The sequence below is a fragment of the Proteus sp. fly-1089 genome (assembly GCF_040138965.1).
In the GTDB taxonomy this organism is placed as follows: domain Bacteria; phylum Pseudomonadota; class Gammaproteobacteria; order Enterobacterales; family Enterobacteriaceae; genus Proteus; species Proteus vulgaris_B.
In genome coordinates, this window is the sequence record NZ_JBEETS010000001.1 from 26,254 (window position 1) to 50,489 (window position 24,236).

Below are 24,236 nucleotides of genomic sequence, written 5' to 3' on the forward strand. Positions count from 1 at the left end.
ATTGTTTGTCACTCATCGCCTAGCTGTAACTTGAATTATTTAGAGTATCTACTTGTTATACTTTAAGTTGTAGATTGTTTGTCACTCATCGCCTAGCTGTAACTTGAATTATTTAGAGTATCTACTTGTTATACTTTAAGTTGTAGATTGCTTGTCACTTGTCGCCTAGCTGTAACTTGAATTATTTAGAGTATGTAGATTTCTCTATCTCTATCTCCATTTTTTGTTTCTTTTTAATGGTTATATTTATTGATATATAACCAGTTTCTAGCATCTAATCCTTTCAATTTACGCTGTATCTTGATATATACAGCGTGTCATCCTTTAATTTAAGTGGAATTAGAACATGAAAAAATTATCAGGCAAGCTACTTGCTGGCGCAGTTATCTCTTTTGCTTTAGTAAGCCAAAGTTTTGCATCGGAAAAAGTAACGGTATTTGCTGCCGCTTCTCTTACCAATGCTCTTAATGAAATTTCGGCACAATATAAGCAAGAGAAACAAGCTGAAGTTGTTGCGTCTTATGCATCTTCTTCAACGCTAGCTCGTCAAATTGAACAAGGCGCACCTGCAAATCTGTTTATTTCAGCAGACCAGCAGTGGATGGACTACGCAATCGATAAGAATTTAATGGTTGCAGATTCACGTCATACACTATTAGGTAATGATTTAGTGCTTATTGCCCCTAAAGATAGTCAATTAAATGACGTTGTTATTAATAAGGAAACCAAATGGAAATCCTTACTTAATGGCGGAAAACTAGCGGTTGGCGATCCGGATCATGTGCCTGTTGGTATCTATGCGAAAGAATCATTAGAATATTTAGGTGCATGGGACACAGTAAGCCCAGAAATGGCTCGAACTAATAACGTACGTAGCGGTATGGCGTTGGTGGAACGTGATGAAGCACCATTAGGTATCGTATACGGTTCTGATGCGGTTGCGAGTGATAAAGTGAAAGTGGTCGGCGTATTCCCAGCTGATAGCCACAAACCTGTTGAGTACCCAATGGCAGTTGTAAAAGGTCAGGACAATAAAGCAGTTCGTGATTTTTATGACTATCTGAAAACACCTCAAGCCGCAGAAATCTTTAAGAAATACGGCTTTAGCCCACTGTAGGAATTATACTTTTGGAGATGTTAAGTGAATACGAATGGCAAGCCATTATACTAAGCCTTAAGGTATCGACTGTTGCGGTTATTATCAGTCTACCTTTTGGTATTTTTATGGCTTGGCTTTTAGTTAGGGTACGTTTTCCCGGTAAATCATTGCTTGATAGCATTATCCATTTACCTTTAGTTCTTCCTCCTGTTGTGGTCGGTTATCTTTTACTGATCAGTATGGGAAGACGTGGATTTATTGGTGAATGGTTGTATGACTGGTTTGGTTTTAGCTTTACATTTAGTTGGCGAGGCGCAGCACTTGCATCTGCAGTCGTTGCATTTCCACTAATGGTAAGGGCTATCAGATTAGCATTAGAGGCTGTCGATCAGCGTATGGAACAAGCGGCAAGAACCCTTGGGGCTTCACCATTACGCGTCTTTTTTACCATAACTTTACCTTTGTCTATGCCAGGGATCATCGCAGGAATTGTGCTGGCATTTGCGCGCTCATTGGGAGAATTTGGCGCAACAATCACTTTCGTCTCCAATATTCCTGGGGAAACAAGAACTATTCCTCTGGCAATGTATACCTTGATTGAAACACCGGGCGCAGAAATGGATGCTGCCCGTTTATGTGTTATTGCAATTATTTTGGCGCTCGTCTCTTTAATGGCTTCAGAGTGGCTAACTCGTTGGGGGCGTAAAAGATTGGGGGGCGTATGCTAGAGATGAATTTTAAACAGACGCTAGGATCACTGCGTCTGGAAGTCAATACTGAACTGCCAACAGAAAGTATTACCGCAGTCTTTGGTTTATCTGGGGCGGGTAAAACTTCCCTAATTAATGTGATTGGCGGTTTAACCAAACCCGATTCAGGTCGGATTGTATTAAATAATCACACACTGGTTGATACTGAAAAGAAAATTTATCTGCCGCCTGAAAAACGTAAAGTGGGTTATGTATTCCAAGATGCCAGACTGTTTCCTCATTACACCGTAAGAGGAAATCTGCTTTACGGTATGTCGCCAACAATGAAAGTGCAGTTTGATCGCATTATTCATTTATTAGGGATTGGTCATTTACTCTCTCGGTTTCCTATCACCTTATCAGGCGGTGAAAAACAGCGTGTTGCCATAGGGCGAGCGTTGTTAACAGCGCCTGATATTATGTTGATGGATGAGCCTTTGGCTTCGCTTGATTTACCGCGTAAACGCGAGTTACTGCCATATTTAGAAAAGCTCTCACAAGATGTACAAATTCCGATTTTGTATGTAAGTCATAGTCTTGATGAAATTATTCGACTTGCTGATAATGTCATTGTGATGGATGCAGGAAAAATCAAGGCAACAGGTAAGCTGGAAGATGTATGGGCAAGTAGTGCATTACGCCCGTGGTTACAAAAAGAGACATTAAGTAGTATCGCTAATGTGATGGTAGTCGAACACCATAGTCATTACGATATGACAGCAACCGCTTTTGGTAATCAAGTGCTGTGGTTGCCTCAAATCGAGACTAAAATTGGTCGCGATGTGCGTGTGCGTATTGATGCTTCTGATGTGTCACTGACTACCACTCGTCCTTCAAATAGCAGTATTCGTAATATTTTGCATATGAAAGTGGTTGAAACCATTAAAAATGATGGCCAAGTTGATGTGAAACTTGTCAATGACGGTAATTATTTATGGGCAAGGATCACGCCTTGGGCAAAAGATGAGTTGAATATTCAAGAAGGGCAATGGCTTTATGCGCAAATTAAGAGTATTTCGCTAAGTCGCCATCTTTGATTATCAGTTATATTTATCGAGAAAAAGACCTTATTTTAAATGAGGTCTTTTTCTTTTGGGTGAGGTAAAAATAAGACTAAGACTAAGACAAAATATATTTATGAATAGTTTCTGCAATACCCGGTTGTGAATTCACTTTGGTGACCATTTTAGCGCGAGCTTTTACTTCGTCAGAGGCATTACCCATTGCAACACCTAAGCCAACATGTTCTAGCATGCTAAGATCATTAAAATTATCACCAAAGGCAATAACATCACTCATATTCATGCCATTCGCTTCAACCCAGCGTTGTAAACGGCGGCCTTTACTGTTGCCTTTTTTGGCGATATCAACTTGATCAACCCAAGACCATTCGCACTCTAAACCGACTTGTTGCTCAATTTTTTCAACTAAAGCGCGTAATTCATCGTGATCAGGTGTTGTTGTTGCTATTTTCCAAATGGCATTAACATCATGCATGGCCTTATAGAAATCATCGACTTTAATTAAGTTTGGACGCTGTGCAGTGGGTAATGTTTCTGACCATTTTAAAGTACGCTGCACAGGGGCTGATAGTTGGTCATACATCATTGCATCATCAGCATAAACTAAGTGATGTACATCTGTTTGTTTAACGAGATCTAATACTGCGCTGGTTTCTTGAGTGGTTAATGGATCGGATTCCAGTACCTTTTTACCAATATAGTCATAAAGGTAGGTTCCATTACAGCAGATCGCAGGGGTATCAAGATCGAGTGCTTGATAGAATGGATGAATAGCAACATGATGACGACCTGTTACAATTAAAACTTTAACACCTGCCTTTCTTGCAAGATTGAGTGCTTCTAAAGATTCTGGCAGGATACGTTTTTGGTCATCAAGCAGTGTGCCATCAAGATCCAAAGCAATAACGCGATATGACATAAATAAGCCCCTTGATAGTATTAAGATGCAATGGTGTTGATGTTACACGTTAACCAATAAAAGATAAACTAGCTTAATCGTTACAATCAAACGTTGGTTTTTCTATTATTCTTTATAAATCAATGGGTAATGGATTTTAAGGAGAAGGAATGAAACAGGTAGTCTACGTAGCAAGTCCAGAGAGTCAGCAAATTCATGTTTATGCGTTAAACACCGAAGGTGAAATGGATTTATTGCAGGTTGTTGAGGTTGCAGGGCAAGTGCAACCCATGATTGCAAGTGCTGATGGAAAATACCTTTATGTAGGTATTCGTCCTCATTTTAGTGTGGTGACATTTGCGATTGCTGTCGATGGTCAGTTAGAGCAAAAGGCTATCACTTCCATTCCAAGTACACCTGTTCATTTATGCTTAGATAAAACGGGGCGATTTTTGTTTGTTCCTTCTTATCATCAAGGTAATTTAGCTGTTTTGCCTATTAATGCGCAGGGGATCCCCCAATCACCTATTCAAATTATTGAAGGCTTAAATAAGCCTCATTCATCTAATATTGATTGGAATAATAAACAACTGATTGTGCCTTGCTTAGGTGAAGATCATATTCGTTTATTTGATTTATCAGAAGACGGTCGTTTAACAGAAGCGGGTACTGAAGAGCTAACAACAGCACAAAATGCAGGTCCTCGTCATATGGTATTCCATCCTAATGGTGATGTGTTTTACTGCCTTAATGAATTAGATGCGACAATCAATGTATATCGTCGTATGGGGGATTTATATCGTTTAATGCAAACGGTGGATATCGTCCCTGAAGCTTTCAACAGTACTCGTTGGGCGTCAGATATTCATATTACACCTGATGGCCGTTTTCTTTATGCAAGCGAACGTTCTGAAAGCTTTATTTGTGCGATGACAATTTCAGAAGCGGGCGATTATTTGCAACCTGTGGGTTATTACCCTACACAAACACAGCCTCGTGGCTTTAATCTTGATAATACAGGAAACTACCTGATTTCTTGTGGCCAAAAATCAGATTTTGCGTCTGTTTCTCGTATTGATAAACACACTGGCGCTTTAACTGAATTAGCGTGTTACCCAGTAGGCAAAGGTGCTATGTGGGTTACTGTTGTGACAAAATAAAAGTCACTTTAAACCTCTAGCGAAATATTTTATCGCTAGAGGTTTAATTCTTTATGAAAGATGAACCACTTTCTCAATAGCTTGAGTGAGTTTAGAGAGGTTTGCTGGTGGCATAATAAATGGCGGCATAATGTAAATCAGCTTGCCAAAAGGTCTGATCCAAACCCCTTCATCTACAAAGATTTTTTGTAGTTTTGCCATATTGACGGGCTCATTCATTTCGACCACACCAATCGCCCCTAAAACCCGCACATCTTTGACACTTTTTACCTGCTTTAGTGGTAATAGCTCTTTTTTAAGTTGTGCTTCTAGTTGTTCAACTTGGTTTATCCAATCGCCTTTTGCTAATAGAGATAAACTGGCATCTGCAACAGCACAAGCTAAAGGATTTCCCATATAAGTAGGACCATGCATAAAGCATCCTGCATCGCCTTGGCTTATGGTTTCTGCAATATGGCGCGTGGTTAAGGTTGCCGATAACGTCATATATCCACCTGTTAATGCTTTACCTACACACATAATATCAGAAGAAATTCCAGCGTGTTCACAGGCAAAAAGTTTACCTGTTCGGCCAAAACCAGTGGCTATTTCATCGGCAATGAGTAGTACATCAAACTCGTCACACAGTGCTCTTGTGTGTTTTAAATATTCAGGATGGTAAATCCGCATTCCACCCGCGCCTTGAACAATAGGCTCAAGCATTACTGCCGCAATTTCGTGGTGATGTTGTTCTAATGTTGAGCGTAATGAATTGATATCACTTGGGTTCCACTGTTCATAAAAGCCTGTTTGAGGCGCATCAACAAATAGGTGATTAGGCAAGTAGCCTTTATAAAGACTGTGCATGGAGTTATTCGGATCACACACTGACATTGCGCCAAAGGTATCACCATGATATCCCTGTTTTAACGCCACAATACGTTGACGTTTTTCTCCTTTAGCTTGCCAATATTGCAAGGCCATTTTCAGTGCGACTTCAACGGCAACCGAACCTGAATCCGCTAAGAATATGCATTCAAGAGGCTCAGGTGTTATTGCTAATAATTTTCGACAAAGTGATACTGCTGGAGGATGAGTAATGCCACCAAACATTACATGAGACATATTGCTTAGTTGTGTAGTAACCGCATTATTAAGCTCAGGATGATTATATCCATGAATTGCTGCCCACCATGAAGACATTCCATCTATCAGTTTTCTACCATCAGCCAAGACTAGTTCAACGCCTTTTGCACTGACGATAGGGTAAGCAGGTAACGGATTACTCATCGAGGTATATGGATGCCAAATGTGGCGTAAATCAAAAGCGATATCTTCAGGTGTCATTCTATTTTTCACTTAATCATGTAAACCAATGGTGATCAATTTTAGTTGACATGATAACCCTATTATTTAAACTGGCAATCACTTTTAAATAGGAGATTGTATTGTGAGCACACTAAAACGCTGGACATTAAAAGAAGCCAGAGCATTGTTTGATATGCCATTTTTAGATTTGGTTTTTCAAGCGCAACAAGTGCATCGTCAACATTTTGATCCTTCACAGATCCAAGTCAGTACGTTGCTTTCTATCAAAACAGGGGCTTGTCCTGAAGATTGTAAATATTGTGCTCAAAGTGCGCGCTATAAAACGGGATTAGAAAAAGAACGTTTAATGGAAGTGCAGCAAGTAATTGAATCAGCAAAAAAAGCAAAAGCGGCTGGTTCAACGCGTTTTTGTATGGGAGCTGCTTGGAAAAATCCGCATGAACGTGACATGCCTTACCTTGAACAGATGGTGAAAGAAGTCAAAGCATTAGGTATGGAAACTTGTATGACACTGGGTAAGTTAGATGATTCACAAGCTAATAGATTAGCTGATGCGGGGCTAGATTTTTATAACCATAACCTCGATACCTCACCTGAATTTTACGGTAGCATTGTGACAACGCGAACGTACCAAGATCGTTTAGATACACTCGATAAAGTCCGCAATGCAGGTATTAAAGTCTGCTCTGGCGGAATTTTAGGTTTGGGTGAAGAAGTGAAAGACAGAGCCGCAATGTTGGTACAATTAGCTAATTTGCCACAACCTCCAGAAAGTGTACCAATTAATATGTTAGCCAAAATCAAAGGTACGCCATTGGCTGATAATGAAGATGTCGATCCTTTTGATTTTATTCGTACTATCGCCGTTGCTCGTATCATGATGCCACGCTCTTATGTTCGCCTTTCTGCTGGTCGTGAGCAAATGAGTGAACAAACACAAGCATTCTGCTTTATGGCTGGGGCGAACTCTATTTTCTATGGTTGCAAATTATTAACAACAACTAATCCAACTGAAGATAAAGACCACCAATTATTCCGTAAATTAGGCTTAAATCCTGAACGATTAGCAGTATCTATGGGCGACAATCAGCAAGAAGAAGCTTTAATACAAGCAGTTGCTAATAAAGACACTGAACAATTTTATAACGCGGCACTGTAATGAGTTGGCAAACCTATTTAAATGAGCAACTTAATGAGCGTAGAAATACGCCATTATGGCGAAAACGCAAAGTGATCAAACGAGTAGATGGGCGTTTTTTGATCACAATATCAGGTGAAAAGTACCTTAATTTTTCAGGCAATGATTATTTAGGTATTAGCCAACATGCGGATGTTATTAAAGCATGGCAACAAGGCGCTGATGAGTACGGTGTAGGTAGCGGTGGATCAGGACATATCACCGGGTTTACACAAGCTCATGCACAATTAGAACAACATCTAGCAGATTGGCTAGGTTACGATAATGCATTGTTATTTTCATCAGGTTACAGTGCCAATCAGGGCATTATTTCGGCATTACTTGAAAAAGACGATGCCATTATTGCGGATAAACTTTGCCATGCCTCGTTAATGGAAGCCGCTGTATTATCACCAGCCACATTATGGCGTTTTTTACACAATTCTTTTGACTCTTTATCTCAACGACTTAATAAAACGTCAGCTAGTAAAACCTTGGTGGTTACAGAAGGGGTATTTAGCATGGATGGAGATCAAGCACCATTAACAGAAATAGCAACAATAAGCCGACAACATGATGCATGGTTAATGGTCGATGATGCACACGGTATTGGTGTTTTAGGTAAAGAAGGTCGAGGCAGTTGTGATAAATCGGGTATCAAACCTGAGTTATTAGTGGTGACTTTTGGTAAGGCTTTTGGTATCAGTGGGGCGGCAGTGCTTTGTAACAAGCCAACAGCGGAATTTTTTGAACAATATGCTCGTCACCTTATTTATAGTACCTCAATGCCACCTGCACAGGCAGTCGCGTTACATTCAGCATTAAATATGATTAAGCAAGCTGATGGCGAGCGAGCATACCTTCAACAATTAATTGATACCTTTCGTCAAGGTGTTATTTCGCTTCCTATTAAATTATTACCTTCACAAACAGCTATTCAGCCATTAATTATTGGTGATGAACAATTATGCCAAACACTTTCAGATTATCTGCAATCTAAAGGGCTTTGGGTAAAATCTATCTTTCCACCTACAGTTCCACCTCATAGCGCACGTTTACGAATAACGTTAACCACTCGCCACCACCTTTCAGATATTAAGCTGTTAATCGAGACGCTTCATGCATTCTTTAGTCAAAACAGATAAACAACGTATAGCCCAAACATTTGGTAAAGCGGCTATTCATTATGATAATCACGCCAATATTCAGCGCTACAGTGGCAATAAATTAATGGATTTAGCGCGTTATGATAGTGGCAATATTGTCTTAGATGCAGGATGCGGAACAGGGTATTTCAGCCAAAAATGGAAACAACGCGGATACTTTGTTATTGCACTTGATTTATCACATAAGATGTTACAAGTGGCAAAACAACAACAACGGGCAAATGATTATCTACAAAGTGATATAGAGCATTGTGCAATTATGCCACAAAGTGTGGATATCGTGTTTAGCAATTTAGCGATGCAATGGTGCGATGATTTATCCGTTGCGATTAATTCACTCATGAATGTAGTAAATAAAACAGGAGCACTTTATTTCTCAACACTCGCTACGTTGACACTGCAAGAAGTCAGAGATGCTTGGCAATTTATTGATAGCCACCCACATGTTAATCCTTTTTTATCACTTCATGATATTGAGAAAGCGTGTTGTGGTTTTCATTGCCAATTTTCTACTGAAACTGTCACGGAACACTATGATTCATTACATGCGTTGTTTGCTTCTTTAAAGGGGGTTGGTGCCAATTTTGTACAAGGTGATAGACAAAAAGGGTTAATGACGCGACAAAAATTTCGTGCACTAGAAACGGTATGGAAAACAGATTCAGGTAAATATGTACTTACCTATCAAATTGTTATAGGAAAAATATCACATGGCTAAAATAGTGTTCTTAACAGGTACAGATACAGAAGTAGGTAAAACCGTGGTAAGTAGTGCTCTATTACAATGTGCTACGCATCAAGGATATCAAACTGCGGGCTACAAACCTGTTGCTTCGGGAAGTGAGTGGCTAAATGAAGGTTTACGTAATTCAGATGCACTAACATTGCAAAAATTCAGTACGGTAAAGTTAGATTACCATCGTGTGAATCCTTATTGTTTTGAAACGCCAACATCTCCTCATATTATCAGTCAAGAGATGCATCAGCCTATTGATTTTAATGTGATGTCAGAAGGCTTATCTTACTTAAAACAGCAAGCTGATTGGATTTTAGTTGAAGGGGCTGGTGGTTGGTTTACGCCACTATCAGAAAAGCAATTTTTTTCTGATTGGGTTATTAGTGAACAACTTCCCGTTATTTTAACGGTAGGTGTTAAATTGGGTTGTATTAATCATGCGTTATTAACGCAACAAGCAATTATTCAGTCTGGTTTAACATTGGCGGGGTGGGTTGCCAATGAAGTTGAACCCGCAGGGCGATATCAGAAGGAATATCTGGCAACATTAAAGCAACATATTAAAGCACCATTCTTAGGCAAAATACCCTATTTAAATGAAGTAAAAGAGCATGATTTTACGTCTTACCTCGATCTTTCTTGTTTAAAACTAGGTTGATAAGCCATTATTGGATAAATGATCAAAGTCTATTTCTTATATCAATAAAAAAATAAAAAAAATAAATTTCTCCGATTTTGAGGGATATTTTAAGCTGGAAAAAAAGACGTAACCTACCGAGAGATAACAACTTTGTGTAGTTATCCACTATTCCTGTGGATAACCTTGTGTATTACCATTATAAAAATACTCTGAATAGAGAGAATACAAGGCATTGCTAAAGATTGGTGTTATTCTCAACTTTTATTTTTAATTCTTATATATCAATTGATTAAATAAAATCAATAGAGTGGATGTTGTTGATGTGTCTCTTTGAATAATTCACAAAATAGGGACTTGCTTTTTGAAAAAAAATCCAGTTCCGAAACTGGGGATAACTTATGCTAATTATTCAGACAAATTTTAGTAGATAGAGATTGAAGCTGGATTTTTATCCAGTATCATAAGGAGTGTCAGCGAGGAGAAGAAAATATGAGCAAAGCTTTTAAACTGCATTCTGAATTTAAGCCTGGTGGTGATCAACCTACGGCTATTGCTTCACTTTGTGAAGGATTAGACGATGGGCTTGCACATCAAACCCTCTTAGGGGTAACTGGTTCAGGTAAAACTTTTACTATTGCTAATGTGATAGCCAACTTAAATCGGCCTACGATGGTGCTTGCGCCAAATAAAACTTTAGCAGCACAGCTTTACAGTGAAATGAAAGAATTCTTTCCTGAAAATGCAGTAGAATACTTTGTTTCTTATTACGATTATTACCAGCCAGAAGCCTATGTGCCAAGTTCTGACACCTTTATTGAAAAAGATGCCTCAGTTAACGAACATATTGAACAAATGCGTCTGTCTGCCACTAAAGCCTTATTAGAGCGCAAAGACGTGATTGTGGTGTCATCCGTTTCTGCGATTTATGGTTTGGGTGATCCTGACAGTTATTTAAAAATGATGCTTCACCTGACGAACGGCATGATAATCGACCAACGTGCGATTTTACGGCGTCTCGCTGATTTACAATATACTCGCAATGATCAAGCTTTTCAGCGCGGGACATTTCGTGTCCGTGGTGAGGTGATTGATATCTTCCCTGCTGAATCTGATGATTACGCTTTACGTGTTGAATTATTTGATGAAGAAGTCGAACGCCTTTCGCTCTTTGACCCTTTAACTGGGCAAATCCACTACAATGTGCCCCGTTTTACCGTTTACCCTAAAACGCACTATGTCACCCCACGCGAGCGTATTCTTGAAGCAATGGAGGAAATCAAAAAAGAACTTGCAGAGAGACGCAAAGTGCTTTTAGCGAATGATAAACTTGTTGAAGAACAACGTGTGACACAGCGCACCCAATTTGATCTAGAAATGATGAATGAGCTGGGATATTGCTCAGGTATCGAAAACTATTCACGTTATCTATCAGGTAGAGGGCCAGGTGAGCCACCACCAACCCTATTTGATTACCTTCCTGCTAACGGTCTATTAGTGATTGATGAATCACACGTTACCATTCCACAAATTGGTGGAATGTATAAAGGCGACCGTTCTCGTAAAGAAACTTTGGTTGAATATGGTTTCCGTTTACCCTCGGCACTCGATAACCGCCCATTACGTTTTGAAGAGTTTGAGGCGTTAGCACCACAAACAATTTATGTTTCAGCAACACCGGGTAAATATGAGCTTGAAAAATCAGGTGATGAAATTGTCGAACAAGTTGTAAGACCAACAGGCTTACTTGACCCGATTGTTGAAGTGCGACCGGTTTCTACACAAGTTGATGATTTACTCTCTGAAATTCGTATTCGTGCTGCAAAAAATGAACGTGTACTGGTTACCACATTAACAAAACGAATGGCAGAAGATTTAACAGAATATCTAGAAGAGCATGGTGAGCGAGTTCGCTATTTACACTCTGATATTGATACGGTTGAACGTGTCGAAATTATTCGTGATTTGCGCCTTGGTGAGTTTGATGTATTAGTCGGTATCAACTTACTCCGAGAGGGATTGGATATGCCAGAGGTCTCTTTGGTTGCTATTTTGGATGCAGATAAAGAAGGTTTCTTGCGTTCAGAGCGTTCATTAATTCAGACTATCGGCCGTGCAGCTCGTAACCTTGAAGGTAAAGCGATTTTATATGGCGATAGAATTACGGACTCAATGGCGAAAGCAATTGGTGAAACTGAACGTCGCCGAGAGAAACAGCAACAATTTAACCTTGAACATGGCATTGTACCTAAAGGGCTAAATAAAAAAGTGGGTGATATTCTTAAAATTGGTCAGCCTTCTCAAGGTCGTAACAAGAAAGGGCATAAAGCAAAAGATATTCATGAAAATTACCCATTATTATCGACTGCTGAGCTAGAAAAAGAGATCCAGCGTTTAGAGGCTGAAATGTATCAACATGCCAAAGATCTTGAGTTTGAAAAAGCCGCAAGTACGCGAGATAAACTACAAGCGTTGCGAGCTCAATTTATTGCGAACTCTTAATAACAGAATTTAAACCAGTACAATAAAGGGATATTTGTATTTTTACTCCAGATTATCCCTTTTTCCCTTTTATCTTTTACTTTTTCCCTAGTTTTATATTCCCTTAATGGCGTTCAACTGTTTAAATATCACCACAAACAAGCGTCAATTATTTACAAAGATAAAAAAGATATTAAGGACAGTGAATGAGCGGTTATGTTTATGCAGGGTTTCCCAGCTCTGCAGGGGTTATTATTGGTGTTATTCTTCTTATTTTGCTTTTTAAATGGTTACGCAAATTTGCTGTACAAGATAGTGAATTATCAAAACCATCAACAGCAGGGCAGGAGCCCATTTTATCTGAAGCAGAAGATACAACAGATCAATTATTACCTCATGAATGGGGATTATATGTAGCAGCACCTTACGCTGTGATGAATGAATGGGCATATAACGAATATGACCAAGGTAAAGATGATGGTGGATTATCAGCAGGTTGGGGAATAAACGACCGTTGGGATTTAGTCTATCAATTATTTTGGTTGCTCACTCAAGGTCACACTAATGATTTTTATCAGCTACGTGACCAAATTTTGGATGGCAAAGAAGACGATGTTCAGTCATTAAAAAATGACATTTTGCTTTCAGAGTTAACAGAACATGATAAAAACGAGCGTTTATGGCAAATCGATATGATGAGCACTAATCGCATGAATATTCAAAATGTGAAATACCTTATTTGGGATCTCTGCCGTTTTAACAAGCTCTGTTTAGAAGGATGTCAGCAAGGTTATATTACCCAGCAAGAAGCGCAAACATGGTCGCTAATGAGTGCCTCAATGTTACGTCGAATTTACGATGGCTGGGAAGATATGTGGAAAAACTTTATTGCAGCGCGTTGGTTTTGGGCGAGTGGCGATCAAGATTGGGTTTCTTCTCATCAAGCTTTTACGGATGTTATACAAAATATTCTTAATGCAGAAGATACGTTGGCAACAGAAGAAAACTGGATAATGGATTTGCCACCATTGGATTTAACATCTTTCTCTCGTACTGTAGCTGGCCTCGGTTTAATGAAAAATGACGTGCCAATGACACTTTCTGAAATTGAAGAAACCATTAGCCAACGTATTACGTTAAAACACCTTAATAGTTAATAATGCGTTGAAAACCAATAGCAATATTATGTTTTTATCGACAAAAAAAAACGCATTTGCTGTTTATTGCAGATGCGGTTTTTTAATGAAATTAGGTAATTAAATTTTATTTAATAGCTTGAGTCGATGCGTTACGTTGCCCTAATTGTTGTAGTGTTAACTCAATAGCTTTACCTAATAAATGGCGATCGTGACGATAAGGAATATCTTTAGCTTCCAATTGAGCTTGTACAATTAATCGACCTTTCATGGATTCATATTGAGTTTCAGGGCTAATGATCACCGCATCTATTGTTTGTAAACCAATATAGTTCTCCATCATGGCGATTTTATCAGACATCGTCATACTGGCAGCTGCGGGACTTAATTCTTTGCCTAAATTACCAATATAAATGGTTGTTGCACTACTACGGCGCAAGGCTTGTGCAAGCTCTGGCAATAATAACAAAGGCATTAAACTGGTAAAAAAACTACCGGGGCCAATTAAGATAAGATCAGCTTGTTCAATGGCTTCAATAGCTTCTCTTGTCGTTGGTACTTTAGGATAAAGATCAAGTTTTTGTGGGATCTTAGGCAAAATATCAACGTTAACTTCACCATAAATCTCATTTCCTTGATCATCTATCGCCATAAGGTCAACAGCTTGTTCAGACATTGGGATAAGATGCGCATTGACTCTTAATAATCCACGAATAAGATTAATAGCTTCTAAAGGTCGAACACTTAAGTTATCTAACGCTTTTAGCATTAAATTTCCTAAATTGTGTCCAGCCAGCTCACCTGTACCTGAAAAGCGGTATTCAAACATTGCAGAAGCTACTGAAGGCTCTGTAATTAATTGATTAATGCAATTGCGCATATCACCCCACGCAATGCCACCTTCTTCTTGACGAATACGGCCAGTAGAACCGCCATTGTCCGTTGTTGTGACAATACCAGTAAGGCGAGAGCCTAAGTAGGAGAGTGCTGAAAGCACACGCCCAAGGCCATGACCTCCACCAAGGGCAACAACACGATCTAAATCACTTAGCGTGCGATTTCGCATATTTGTTCTACTCATCTTTAAAAATTTGCCGCTAATTTATCACAATTAAATTTTAAGCCTATGATCACGGCGTGATTTCATCACATTCCTAGTTTAATTTTACTTTTGACAGCCTAATATTTAATCAATGAAAGTGTTTTTATTTATGTTATTAGCGTGACTAAAGTTTTGTAAGTCGTTGTATTATAAATTATATAGCGAAAACATTATTCGCTTTTTACATAATTAGCAGGTAGAATCCACAATAAATATATAGGTATTAGAAACCTGTGAAAAACAGGTAAAGATAAACTCCTAGCCTTAACGTCTAAGTCGTGTTTTGACAAGATATGATGTTCTGGCCGTGACGAAATAAGTCACCAGGGTGCAAGGTAGAAATGTCTGCATCTCCCGATTTGGAAAGGTGTTATTATGCAACAACTCGTTGATGCGTTTTCCCGCAAGTTTTTCTATTTACGTCTTTCAATTACAGACGTGTGCAATTTCCGTTGTACTTATTGCCTGCCTAATGGTTATAAGCCTAATGGTCACAAATCATTCCTTTCATTAGATGAAATCAGTAGACTCACACAATCTTTTGCTGCATTAGGAACAGAAAAAATCCGCTTAACGGGTGGTGAACCAACAATGCGCCGTGATTTTACTGATATTATCGCGATAATCAAAGATAATGCGGCGATTAAAAAAATTGCAGTAACAACAAATGGTTATCGTTTATCACGCGATGTTGCACAATGGCGTGATGCTGGATTAAATGCGATTAATGTGAGTGTTGATAGTCTCGATCCCCGCCAATTCCACGCTATTACTGGACAAGATAAATTTAGCCAAGTGATGGAAGGTATTGATGCTGCATTTACCGCAGGGTTCGAAAAAGTCAAAGTTAACGTTGTGTTGATGCGCAATGTGAATGACAAAAATCTTCCTGATTTTCTTAATTGGATCAAAGACAGACCTATTCAGCTGCGCTTTATTGAATTAATGGAAACAGGGGACGGTAGTGATATTTTCAACCGCTTTCATTTGTCTGGTGAAGTTATTCGCCAGCGCTTACTCAATGAAGGTTGGTTACAAATTCCTCGCGCCCGTAGTGACGGGCCTGCTCAAGTATTTACCCATCCTGATTATCAAGGTGAAATAGGTCTGATCATGCCTTATGAGAAAGACTTTTGCCTAACCTGTAACCGTTTACGTGTTTCAGCTATTGGTAATCTCCATCTTTGTCTATTTGGTGAAAATGGTATTCCTTTACGTGACCTACTTGCTGACGATAGTCAACAAGAGGCATTACAACAACGTATTCAGGGTGGTCTTCTTCATAAACGAGAAACACATTTTCTTCATCAAGGTGATAGCGGTATTACACCGAACTTATCTGTTATTGGTGGGTAGTTTTTCGCTCTGTTATTTCATTAATTTCAGGAGTTGTGCATGTCTCAACTAACTCATATTAATGCTGCCGGTGAAGCTCACATGGTGGATGTTAGTGCTAAAGCTGAAACAGTACGAGAAGCGCGTGCTGAAGCCTTTGTTGAAATGTCAGCAGAAACATTAAGTATGATCACCGAAGGCAAGCATCATAAAGGTGATGTATTTGCGACCGCAAGAATTGCAGGTATTCAAGCAGCAAAAAGAACATGGGAGTTAATCCCATTATGTCATCCACTGTTATTAACTAAAGTCGAAGTGCGTTTAGAAGCACTCATTGAATCTAATCGTGTACGTATTGAATCTGTTTGCCGTTTAACGGGTAAAACAGGGGTTGAGATGGAAGCATTAACTGCGGCATCAGTAGCTGCGTTAACGATTTATGATATGTGTAAAGCCGTTCAAAAAGATATGGTGATAGGGCCTGTGCGTTTATTAGAAAAAACAGGTGGTAAATCAGGTCATTTTAAGGTGGAAGCATGATTAAAGTTCTCTTTTTTGCTCAAGTCCGTGAGTTAGTCGGTGTTGATTCTCTTGAATTAGATTGTGAGTACCACACAGTAGACGATTTACGTAAAGCATTAATTACCAAAGGTGAACGTTGGTTGCTGGCATTAGAAGATGGCAAGTTACTCTCTGCGGTAAACCAATCCTTTGTTCAAGGTTCTCACGTTATTAATGACGGTGATGAAATCGCCTTTTTCCCACCTGTTACAGGAGGATAAGATGAGCGCATCAACTCGTATTTCAGTACAAACCGAAAATTTTAGTGTTGGCGATGAATACCAATGGCTTTCTGAGTGCGACAGTGATGGCGCCGTTGTGACCTTTACAGGTAAAGTGCGTAATCATAATCTCGGTGATGAAGTGAGTACGCTTACCCTTGAGCATTATCCCGGTATGACTGAAAAGGCACTTAATGACATTGTAAGTGAGGCGAGAGCTCGTTGGCCTTTACAACGTGTAAGTGTTATTCACCGTGTAGGAACTTTGCATATTGGTGAAGAGATCGTGTTTGTGGGTGTTACCAGTTCTCATCGTAATAGCGCGTTCGAATCTGCTGAATTTATTATGGATTTCTTAAAAACACGCGCACCATTTTGGAAAAAAGAAGGGCTTTCTGAAAATAAAGACAGGTGGGTTGATGCGCGACAAAGTGATTATGATTCAGCCGAGCGTTGGGAATAAATTATTACGTTCAATTAAACGCTACATTACTTTACCTAAATTTATTTTGTGATGACATTTCATACAGTTTATTTCATGGAAATGTAAAATCAGTGTGATAAAATTAAATTCTAATGAGTCCATAATGGGCTCTTTACTGAAATAAACGTTATTATTAAATCTAACGTTATCACTATGATTAAAGGGTAATCATCATGGATCGATTTTCACGTTCAAATGATTCAATCGTACAACGCACAGGTTCTGGCCTACAAACCTTTATGGCTCAGGTTTATGGTTGGATGACTGTAGGTCTGTTATTAACTGCGTTTGTTGCATTCTACGTTGCATCAAGCGAAGCATTATTATCAATGATTTTCTCAAGCAAGATCGTCTTCTTTGGTCTGATCATTGCTCAATTAGGATTAGTTTTCGTGTTATCAGGTATGGTTCATAAAATGAGTGGTGCAATGGCAACCTCATTATTTATGCTCTATTCCGTGTTAACGGGTGTGACTATCTCAAGCGTATTACTGCTTTATACCGCATCTTCAATCGCTAGCACATTCTTTATCTGTGCTGCTATGTTTGGTGCATTAAGCATTTACGGTTACACCACTAAGCGTAGCTTAACGGGTATGGGTAGCTTCCTGTTTATGGGGCTTATCGGTATCATTATTGCTTCTATCGTTAATATCTTTATGCAAAGCTCAATGATGAGCATGGTTATCTCTTACGCAGGTGTGTTAATTTTTGCAGGCTTAACGGCTTATGACACACAAAAACTAAAAGATATGGGTAATGAAATTAACCAAGAAGATAAAGAAAATATGCGCCGTTACTCAATTATGGGTGCATTAACGCTTTATTTAGATTTCATCAACCTGTTCTTAATGTTACTGCGTATTTTAGGTGATCGTCGTTAATTTTAACGATATCTGCGGATAAACGTAGTTAAAAAACAGCATAAAAAATAAATCCCACAACTTTATAAGCTGTGGGATTTTTTTGTGCTTTAATTGCTATTATTTTAAGCAATCTTCCTTTGGAAAAGATAATAGGCAATGCTACCCGTTCCTGCTGCAATCACTAATAAAGGCCATAAACTGTGCCATATTACTGTAATATCAGCATTTTTAAGGTAAATCTGCTTTGTAATATCGGTGAAATGACGAATTGGGTTTATCCATGTGGCATGTTGTAGCCAAACTGGCATGTTTTCTACGGGAGAAATATAGCCTGATAATAAAACGGCAGGCATCATAAATACGAAGACACCAATAAAAGCCTGTTGTTGTGTTGAACTTAATGCTGATATTAATAAGCCAAAACCCACCAGCGATAAACCATAAATGAGCATGGTAAAATAAAACAATAATAATGAACCTGAAAAGGGTATTTGATAACCAAATATCCCTATAATCAATACAATAGTACCTTGAATGGCGGCAACAACCATCGCCGGAACCGCTTTACCCACAAAAATTTGCCATGTTGATAGAGGGGAAACTAATAGTTGATCCAAAGTACCTTGCTCTCGCTCTCTAGCAACTGATAGTGAAGTGACTATCATTACGCCAATGGTGATAATCAATGCTACTAATGAGGGCACAATAAACCATTTATAATTTAAATTTGGGTTATACCAATTACGAACAACAAGTTCTGTTTTATTCAGTAAAGACGGTGTATGTCCTGCTAATTCAGTTTGGTAATTTTGTACGATTTGTTGTACATAATTAGCAGCAATTTGAGCACTATTAGAATTTCGCCCATCTAAGATTAATTGTAATTTAACAGGGATTTGGCTTTCTAAATTAGCACTAAAATTTTGTGGAAATCGAACCAATAAAAGTGCTTTACGATTATCAATGGTCTCTTTTATTTCATGTTCATTTTTCAGTAATAATGTTTGAGAAAATGCACTAGCTTTGGCAATACGTTGGGTTAACTCAATAGATTGTTTACCATTATCTTCATCAAAAATTGCGATAGAGGCATTGGTAACATCTAATGTTGCGGCAAAAGGAAATAAGATCATTTGAAAGATAACAGGCATTATCAAAATAATACGAGTCTGAGGCTCTTGTAATAATGACTGTAGCTCTTTCATTATTAGGGTGAGAAGACGATACAACATAAATACTCTCCCTTTAATCTAATCGACGTCGTGTTGCTAATGCTGTTAAGCCAATAAAAAATAGGGCAGAAACGATCAGCAACCACATATCTAATATTAATATCAATGGAATATCACCTGCTAAAAATAGCGTTTGTAAGCTACTGACAAAATAACGTGCGGGAATGAAATAAGTCACTACCTGAATAAAAAATGGCATGCTATCAATTTCAAACACAAAACCGGACAGCATAATCGCAGGTAAAAAAGCTGCATTTAGGGCAATCATGGCGGCATTAAATTGATTGCGAGTCAGTGTTGAAATGAGTAATCCCATTCCTAAGGCAGTGGCTAAAAAGAGCGAGGTGATCCCCCCTAAAATCCAAAGTGATCCTCGATAAGGTACTCCTAGCAAAAAGACGGTTACCACCATGCACAGTACCATGACAAAACTACCTAAAACTTGGTAAGGAATAAGTTTTGAAAGCAAGAGCTCGGTGCGTGTTATTTGGGTTGAAAGCAGAGCTTCCATTGTGCCACGTTCCCATTCACGAGCTATGACTAACGAAGTGAGAATTGCACCCACAACGGTAATAATAATAGTAACGGCACCCGGAATAATATAGTGCTGACTAATTGCCGCTGGGTTAAACCAATAGCGCGGTTCTATTTCAATTAGTGGTGTAGTATCAATACCCTTGCTGATGGCTTGTTGTTGTAGCCAGATTTGCCAAACCCCTTTGGTATAGGCTTGTACAAAGTTTGCAGTGTTAGGTTCACTGCCATCGGTGATCACCTGAATGGGCGCATGAGTATCTTGTCGGGTCAGTAACTCAGCAAAGTTCACAGGAATAACCACAATGCCCCGAATTTGTCCCGCTTGCATCTTATCAATCAATAATTGGCGATTATCGCTAATAGTTGCGTTGATATATGGTGAATTGGTAAAAGTGTAAACGAGTTCTTGTGCAGGTTGGCTTTGTTGATTAGTCAAAATACCAATATTTAACTTACTTGAATCCAAGTTAATACCGTAGCCAAAAATAAACAACAGAGTGAGAGGGATCACAAAAGCGATAAGGGCACTACTGGGATCACGGGTGATCTGTTTTGTTTCTTTTAAACATAATGCGAACAAACGCCGCCAAGAAAAATGGGCATGAGAGGATTGAGCTGAATTACGCATGTTTTTCGCTCCCTTTATCATTTTCACGTTCAAGTTTTTTATCGTAATCCAACACTAAACCTATAAAAGCATCTTCCATTGAAGGCGTCGGATTATCGTCGTTAGCAACCATTTTTTTGAGAGAATCTGGCTCTCCTGCAGCAATAATTTTTCCGCGATAAACCAAACCAATACGATCACAATATTCTGCTTCGTCCATAAAGTGAGTGGTCACCATTACGGTTACTCCCTTATCAACCATGCCATTAATATGTAACCAAAATTCTCTTCGCGTTAATGGGTCAACGCCTGATGTGGGTTCATCTAAAAAAAGAATATCAGGCTCGTGCATTAATGAGCATGCAAGGGCAAGGCGCTGCTTATAACCTAAAGGCAAGGTTTCAGTGATTTGATTCACCATCGGCTGTAAGCTAAAGGCAGTTATCATATCGTTGATTTTATTGCGTTGTTGTTTACCGTGTAATCCATAAACACCAGAGAAGAATTTCAAGTTCTGTCCCACTTTAAGATTGCCATAAAGTGAGAATTTTTGTGCCATATAACCTAAATGTTGGCGAGCTTTACCTGAGCTCTCTTTTAAGTCCATACCTAATACCAGCGCTTTACCGCTGGTGGGAACTAATAAACCACACATCATTTTAAATGTTGTCGATTTACCTGCACCATTAGGCCCCAATAACCCAAAAATTTCACCTCGTTTAACTTGAAAATCAACGTGATCGGTTGCTGCAAATTGACCAAACATTTTAGTTAGTTGCTGTGCTTCAATAACGGTTTCATTGGGAGCTGGAGGAATTTGAGGCATAATTTCAGCTAATTCAGATTTATGAGAAGGGCCACCTCCTAATAAATCAATAAAGGCATCCTCAAAGCGTGGTGTAGCTGGAATAAGTTTAGCATCAGGTTTACCCAAGGCATTGAGTAATTCGGATTGATTACTTTGTTTTTTCAATATCAAACGAACAGATTGTCCTTGAATAACTCCATCTGTCACTTGAGGCTGAATGATAGCTTGTTGTAATATTTTTCTTCGTTGATGGCCTTCAACATCAAGCAAAAAAGAACGACCTGCCATTTTCGCTGTTAAATCTTGTGGTATACCACTATAAAGTAACTCTCCTTTATTAAGTAAGAGAATGTTTTTACATTGCTCTGCTTCATCAAGATAAGAGGTACTCCACAGTATCAACATACCATCGCTGGCTAAGGCATGTACCATTTGCCAAAGCTCACGGCGTGCAATGGGATCAACGCCGACGCCAGGCTCATCAAGTAGCAAGACTTTAGGGCTACCTAATAAAGTACAAGCCAGTCCCAGTTTTTGTTTCATACCCCCTGAAAGATTACCGGCAAGGCGAGAGGTAAAACGTGTGAGATCGGTAAAAGAGAGCAACTGTTGGTAAACTTTTTTGCGCTCTTCACCGATGACATTTTTTAAATCAGCATAAAGATTAAGGTTTTCTAATACCGTTAAATCTTCATAGAGACCAAATTTTTGAGGCATATAGCCAAGAATAGCTCGGACATCTACACTTTGTTTTTGTGGCTCCATTCCTAAAATACGAATATCACCAGCATCTGGTTTTAATAGCCCTGCAAGCATACGAATTAATGTGGTTTTACCTGCACCATCTGGGCCGACTAAGCCTGTGACAGAGCCACCCGTTATGGTGGCTGTTAATGCAGAAACCGCAGGGCTTTCTAGTCCGGTAAAGCGTTTTTCAACGCCTTGTAGCTCGATAGTGTAATCAGTGTGTTCCATTTCGCCTCCACTTAATGAGTGGGTGCAAATTTTAAAGTCACGGGCATTCCTTGACGTAATGCATCGTCAGCATCCGTCACAACAACGCGGAGTCGATAAACTAAATCAGTTCTTAATTCCGGTGTTTCGACACTCTTTGGCGTAAATTCTGCTGTCGGTGAAACAAAACCAATCGTACCATGATAAGGCTTATCTTTACGTCCATCAGTGTAGAGATAGACTTCTCGATTAGGGATTGCTTCACTTAAGTAGGTTTCACTAATATACGCTCTAACCCAAACAGGGTTAGTTAAAGACACCGTAAATACGGGATTACCAGCAGACAAAATAGTGCCAGGCTCAACGGCCCTTGTTAATATTGTACCTTGTGAAGGTGAGACTAACTGTGTGTCTTGAAGGTTTAACTCCGCTTGAGCAACGGCGGCTTTTGCCTGCATAACTTGCCCTTTAGCCGCATCAATATCTTCTTTTCGATAACCATTTTGATATTGATTTAATTTATCTTGGGCTGCTTTTAAGGCTGCAGCTGCTTGATTGCGATTATTTCTTGCGCTATCTAAATCATTGGCTGAAATTACTTTTCGGTTAGCCAAATCTTGCTGGCGTTTATAAAAGTTGTCGGCATATTGCCAAGCGGCTTGTTTTAATGACACGTCAGATTGGGCTTGTGCAATTTCTTCACTACGATAACCAGCTTCCATTAACGCTAATGCAGCAATAGCACTATCACGCTCACCATAAGCTTTATTTAGTGCATTACGATAGGGGGCATCATCAAGTTTTCCTAACAATTGCCCTTGTTTGACGGGGGCTCCTTCATCAACGAGTAGGGAATCTAATTTCCCTGCAACACGAAAACTCAGGTTAACAGTACGTATATCGACATTACCATAGAGTACTAATTCAGACTCTTTGTTTTCTTCGTAATAATAGATACCTGCAATAATACCGATAATAATCATTAAGATGATAAAGAAACTGATTTTTTTAGTTTTCATAATAACTCTATTTATGCATGATGTGGGTGAGTGTAAATTTCTCTTAATCCATTGAGTAATAAAGTAATATGTGTTTTTAAAGTATTAGAGATAATTTGATACTCATTCTTACCAATTCTATCCCATCCTGTTTGTCTTAGAATGGTTTCTCTCACTAAGCGAAATGATAGCACTTCTCCTAAAATAGCGTGAGTGTGTAGCATTGTCGTCGGAAGAGTGGGATCTAAACCAATATAGATAGCTAATAATTTATTCACACGCGTTAAAAGTGGTGATAACGCTTGCTGGTGGATAAGGGAATACGCTTCGGTAGGAACAAGCTGTTCTCTTGCCATGATACGACTAAGATGAATATTGGCTTTATCAAGTACCAGTTGAGCATATTGTAAAAAGCTATCTATGATCAGCGTTTGTAGCAATGGTAGATGCTCTGTGGGATTGGGCCGCTCAAGAAATTCGTCAAGGATGGCAACAGTAGGTTCAAAATCAAGACGGATAAGATCAGCAATATGTTGCGCAACGGCGAGATACAATCCTTCTTTAGAACCAAAATAATAAGCGATAGCGGCAATATTTTGTTGAGCAGCTTGTGCAATTTGGCGTGTGGTGGCGGCATCAGGGCCATTTTTACCAAAGATCTCACATGCCGCTTCCAATAATTGTCGTTTTGCTAGTTCACCACGAGTCGTCTTCTGATGGGTTTCTGACATAATAGAAGATACCTTACTTAAGTAAAATGTAACAAAACCAATGATATTAAAAACAGCGATAACAAGGAGTATTATATTAGATGATATTGAACAATAGGGAAATTTTGTAATAAATAATCCAATAAAGGTGTTTTGTAATAAAAAACGCCATCTATTATTGAAAATTATTTTTGTATTCTGAATACAGCAAAAACTGTTAAAATAGGGGTTATTAGGTTAATCTAGCAAGGT

The 24,236-nt window shown here is 38.9% G+C and carries 23 protein-coding genes and 1 riboswitch; of the genes, 15 read left to right on the plus strand and 8 right to left on the minus strand.

The window, feature by feature from the left end; translation table 11 throughout:
• Positions 1 to 346 precede the first annotated feature (346 nt).
• From modA to modC, 3 genes are read left to right on the plus strand one after another with little or no spacing between them, the layout of a single operon-like run.
• Positions 347 to 1,117 carry a molybdate ABC transporter substrate-binding protein gene (gene modA / locus ABN080_RS00145; RefSeq protein WP_072070568.1) on the plus strand — a complete coding sequence of 257 codons (771 nt, stop codon included), beginning with the start codon at positions 347 to 349 and terminating at the stop codon, positions 1,115 to 1,117.
• Between the two features lie 17 nt (positions 1,118 to 1,134).
• A complete protein-coding gene (gene modB, locus ABN080_RS00150) occupies positions 1,135 to 1,827 on the plus strand; it encodes a molybdate ABC transporter permease subunit (RefSeq protein WP_006537607.1) in 693 nt (230 codons plus the stop codon).
• Positions 1,821 to 2,885 (plus strand): molybdenum ABC transporter ATP-binding protein ModC, encoded by a 1,065-nt coding sequence (gene modC, locus ABN080_RS00155; protein WP_349439396.1) that lies wholly within the window; start codon positions 1,821 to 1,823, stop codon positions 2,883 to 2,885. Before modB ends, modC begins: the two co-directional genes overlap by 7 nt.
• An 82-nt stretch (positions 2,886 to 2,967) precedes the next feature.
• Here the strand turns inward: modC and ABN080_RS00160 are convergent, their stop codons facing one another.
• Positions 2,968 to 3,789 carry a pyridoxal phosphatase gene (locus tag ABN080_RS00160; protein ID WP_088493388.1) on the minus strand — a complete coding sequence of 274 codons (822 nt, stop codon included), beginning with the start codon at positions 3,787 to 3,789 and terminating at the stop codon, positions 2,968 to 2,970.
• 149 nt (positions 3,790 to 3,938) lie between these two features.
• On the opposite strand from ABN080_RS00160, the gene pgl reads away from it, so the two are divergent.
• Positions 3,939 to 4,928, plus strand: coding sequence for a 6-phosphogluconolactonase (pgl, locus tag ABN080_RS00165; protein ID WP_349440067.1), 990 nt, complete (start codon positions 3,939 to 3,941; stop codon positions 4,926 to 4,928).
• 51 nt (positions 4,929 to 4,979) lie between these two features.
• Here pgl and bioA read toward each other — a convergent pair whose 3' ends face one another.
• Positions 4,980 to 6,254, minus strand: coding sequence for an adenosylmethionine--8-amino-7-oxononanoate transaminase (bioA, locus tag ABN080_RS00170; RefSeq protein WP_349440069.1), 1,275 nt, complete (start codon positions 6,252 to 6,254; stop codon positions 4,980 to 4,982).
• 103 nt (positions 6,255 to 6,357) lie between these two features.
• On the opposite strand from bioA, the gene bioB reads away from it, so the two are divergent.
• The 6 genes from bioB to ABN080_RS00200 all read left to right on the plus strand — a co-directional run bounded on the left by bioB (position 6,358) and on the right by ABN080_RS00200 (position 13,590).
• Positions 6,358 to 7,395, plus strand: a complete 1,038-nt coding sequence (gene bioB, locus ABN080_RS00175; protein WP_072070563.1) for a biotin synthase BioB — start codon at positions 6,358 to 6,360, stop codon at positions 7,393 to 7,395.
• On the plus strand, positions 7,395 to 8,558 hold the full coding sequence (gene bioF, locus ABN080_RS00180) for an 8-amino-7-oxononanoate synthase (RefSeq protein WP_349440070.1): 1,164 nt from the start codon (positions 7,395 to 7,397) through the stop codon (positions 8,556 to 8,558). The genes bioB and bioF overlap by 1 nt, the downstream gene beginning before the upstream one ends.
• A complete protein-coding gene (gene bioC / locus ABN080_RS00185; RefSeq protein WP_349440071.1) occupies positions 8,533 to 9,297 on the plus strand; it encodes a malonyl-ACP O-methyltransferase BioC in 765 nt (254 codons plus the stop codon). Before bioF ends, bioC begins: the two co-directional genes overlap by 26 nt.
• Positions 9,290 to 9,973 carry a dethiobiotin synthase gene (gene bioD, locus ABN080_RS00190; protein WP_349440072.1) on the plus strand — a complete coding sequence of 228 codons (684 nt, stop codon included), beginning with the start codon at positions 9,290 to 9,292 and terminating at the stop codon, positions 9,971 to 9,973. Before bioC ends, bioD begins: the two co-directional genes overlap by 8 nt.
• Positions 9,974 to 10,444: 471 nt before the next feature.
• Positions 10,445 to 12,454 (plus strand): excinuclease ABC subunit UvrB, encoded by a 2,010-nt coding sequence (uvrB, locus tag ABN080_RS00195; protein ID WP_072070559.1) that lies wholly within the window; start codon positions 10,445 to 10,447, stop codon positions 12,452 to 12,454.
• 185 nt (positions 12,455 to 12,639) lie between these two features.
• Positions 12,640 to 13,590, plus strand: a complete 951-nt coding sequence (locus ABN080_RS00200) for a DUF1266 domain-containing protein (RefSeq protein ID WP_349440073.1) — start codon at positions 12,640 to 12,642, stop codon at positions 13,588 to 13,590.
• A 106-nt stretch (positions 13,591 to 13,696) separates the two neighbouring features.
• Here the strand turns inward: ABN080_RS00200 and yvcK are convergent, their stop codons facing one another.
• Complete coding sequence (yvcK, locus tag ABN080_RS00205; RefSeq protein ID WP_196553394.1) at positions 13,697 to 14,635, minus strand: uridine diphosphate-N-acetylglucosamine-binding protein YvcK; 939 nt, start codon at positions 14,633 to 14,635, stop codon at positions 13,697 to 13,699.
• Positions 14,636 to 14,914: 279 nt separating this feature from the next.
• Positions 14,915 to 15,057, plus strand: a riboswitch (molybdenum cofactor riboswitch).
• Here yvcK and moaA point away from each other — a divergent pair.
• The 5 genes from moaA to ABN080_RS00230 all read left to right on the plus strand — a co-directional run bounded on the left by moaA (position 15,047) and on the right by ABN080_RS00230 (position 18,156).
• The gene (moaA, locus tag ABN080_RS00210) at positions 15,047 to 16,027 is read left to right on the plus strand and encodes a GTP 3',8-cyclase MoaA (protein ID WP_349440074.1); all 981 of its coding nucleotides are present in this window, start codon (positions 15,047 to 15,049) and stop codon (positions 16,025 to 16,027) included. Its footprint overlaps the riboswitch before it by 11 nt.
• Positions 16,028 to 16,066: 39 nt before the next feature.
• Positions 16,067 to 16,546, plus strand: coding sequence for a cyclic pyranopterin monophosphate synthase MoaC (gene moaC, locus ABN080_RS00215; RefSeq protein ID WP_349440075.1), 480 nt, complete (start codon positions 16,067 to 16,069; stop codon positions 16,544 to 16,546).
• On the plus strand, positions 16,543 to 16,788 hold the full coding sequence (gene moaD / locus ABN080_RS00220) for a molybdopterin synthase sulfur carrier subunit (protein WP_072070557.1): 246 nt from the start codon (positions 16,543 to 16,545) through the stop codon (positions 16,786 to 16,788). Before moaC ends, moaD begins: the two co-directional genes overlap by 4 nt.
• Before the next feature lies 1 nt (position 16,789).
• A complete protein-coding gene (gene moaE, locus ABN080_RS00225) occupies positions 16,790 to 17,251 on the plus strand; it encodes a molybdopterin synthase catalytic subunit MoaE (protein ID WP_072070556.1) in 462 nt (153 codons plus the stop codon).
• A 194-nt stretch (positions 17,252 to 17,445) separates the two neighbouring features.
• Positions 17,446 to 18,156, plus strand: a complete 711-nt coding sequence (locus ABN080_RS00230; protein ID WP_072070555.1) for a Bax inhibitor-1/YccA family protein — start codon at positions 17,446 to 17,448, stop codon at positions 18,154 to 18,156.
• A gap of 104 nt (positions 18,157 to 18,260) precedes the next feature.
• On the opposite strand, the gene ABN080_RS00235 is transcribed toward ABN080_RS00230, so the two are convergent.
• Genes ABN080_RS00235 through ABN080_RS00255 form a run of 5 tightly spaced genes read right to left on the minus strand, consistent with a single transcriptional unit; the run spans position 18,261 to position 24,005 of the window.
• Positions 18,261 to 19,370 (minus strand): ABC transporter permease, encoded by a 1,110-nt coding sequence (locus tag ABN080_RS00235; protein ID WP_196553392.1) that lies wholly within the window; start codon positions 19,368 to 19,370, stop codon positions 18,261 to 18,263.
• Positions 19,371 to 19,383: 13 nt separating this feature from the next.
• Complete coding sequence (locus ABN080_RS00240) at positions 19,384 to 20,535, minus strand: ABC transporter permease (RefSeq protein ID WP_072070553.1); 1,152 nt, start codon at positions 20,533 to 20,535, stop codon at positions 19,384 to 19,386.
• A complete protein-coding gene (locus ABN080_RS00245) occupies positions 20,528 to 22,297 on the minus strand; it encodes an ATP-binding cassette domain-containing protein (RefSeq protein WP_197269405.1) in 1,770 nt (589 codons plus the stop codon). The genes ABN080_RS00240 and ABN080_RS00245 overlap by 8 nt, the downstream gene beginning before the upstream one ends.
• A gap of 11 nt (positions 22,298 to 22,308) precedes the next feature.
• Entirely contained in the window at positions 22,309 to 23,295 is a 987-nt protein-coding gene (gene hlyD / locus ABN080_RS00250) for a secretion protein HlyD (protein ID WP_349440076.1), read from the minus strand.
• Between the two features lie 11 nt (positions 23,296 to 23,306).
• Positions 23,307 to 24,005: a CerR family C-terminal domain-containing protein gene (locus tag ABN080_RS00255; RefSeq protein WP_349440077.1), complete on the minus strand. Its 699-nt coding sequence runs from the start codon at positions 24,003 to 24,005 to the stop codon at positions 23,307 to 23,309.
• Between the last annotated feature and the right edge of the window lie 231 nt (positions 24,006 to 24,236).

Coding starts and splice junctions, on each gene's coding strand:
- modC (WP_349439396.1), top strand. CDS start 1,821: ATGCTAGAGATGAATTTTAAACAGACGCTAGGATCACTGCGTCTGGAA.
- yvcK (WP_196553394.1), bottom strand. CDS start 14,635: ATGCGAAATCGCACGCTAAGTGATTTAGATCGTGTTGTTGCCCTTGGT.
- hlyD (WP_349440076.1), bottom strand. CDS start 23,295: ATGAAAACTAAAAAAATCAGTTTCTTTATCATCTTAATGATTATTATC.
- ABN080_RS00245 (WP_197269405.1), bottom strand. CDS start 22,297: ATGGAACACACTGATTACACTATCGAGCTACAAGGCGTTGAAAAACGC.
- modB (WP_006537607.1), top strand. CDS start 1,135: ATGTTAAGTGAATACGAATGGCAAGCCATTATACTAAGCCTTAAGGTA.
- moaC (WP_349440075.1), top strand. CDS start 16,067: ATGTCTCAACTAACTCATATTAATGCTGCCGGTGAAGCTCACATGGTG.
- modA (WP_072070568.1), top strand. CDS start 347: ATGAAAAAATTATCAGGCAAGCTACTTGCTGGCGCAGTTATCTCTTTT.
- ABN080_RS00235 (WP_196553392.1), bottom strand. CDS start 19,370: ATGTTGTATCGTCTTCTCACCCTAATAATGAAAGAGCTACAGTCATTA.
- moaA (WP_349440074.1), top strand. CDS start 15,047: ATGCAACAACTCGTTGATGCGTTTTCCCGCAAGTTTTTCTATTTACGT.
- bioD (WP_349440072.1), top strand. CDS start 9,290: ATGGCTAAAATAGTGTTCTTAACAGGTACAGATACAGAAGTAGGTAAA.
- uvrB (WP_072070559.1), top strand. CDS start 10,445: ATGAGCAAAGCTTTTAAACTGCATTCTGAATTTAAGCCTGGTGGTGAT.
- bioC (WP_349440071.1), top strand. CDS start 8,533: ATGCATTCTTTAGTCAAAACAGATAAACAACGTATAGCCCAAACATTT.
- ABN080_RS00230 (WP_072070555.1), top strand. CDS start 17,446: ATGGATCGATTTTCACGTTCAAATGATTCAATCGTACAACGCACAGGT.
- ABN080_RS00255 (WP_349440077.1), bottom strand. CDS start 24,005: ATGTCAGAAACCCATCAGAAGACGACTCGTGGTGAACTAGCAAAACGA.
- ABN080_RS00240 (WP_072070553.1), bottom strand. CDS start 20,535: ATGCGTAATTCAGCTCAATCCTCTCATGCCCATTTTTCTTGGCGGCGT.
- pgl (WP_349440067.1), top strand. CDS start 3,939: ATGAAACAGGTAGTCTACGTAGCAAGTCCAGAGAGTCAGCAAATTCAT.
- bioA (WP_349440069.1), bottom strand. CDS start 6,254: ATGACACCTGAAGATATCGCTTTTGATTTACGCCACATTTGGCATCCA.
- ABN080_RS00160 (WP_088493388.1), bottom strand. CDS start 3,789: ATGTCATATCGCGTTATTGCTTTGGATCTTGATGGCACACTGCTTGAT.
- ABN080_RS00200 (WP_349440073.1), top strand. CDS start 12,640: ATGAGCGGTTATGTTTATGCAGGGTTTCCCAGCTCTGCAGGGGTTATT.
- moaE (WP_072070556.1), top strand. CDS start 16,790: ATGAGCGCATCAACTCGTATTTCAGTACAAACCGAAAATTTTAGTGTT.
- moaD (WP_072070557.1), top strand. CDS start 16,543: ATGATTAAAGTTCTCTTTTTTGCTCAAGTCCGTGAGTTAGTCGGTGTT.
- bioF (WP_349440070.1), top strand. CDS start 7,395: ATGAGTTGGCAAACCTATTTAAATGAGCAACTTAATGAGCGTAGAAAT.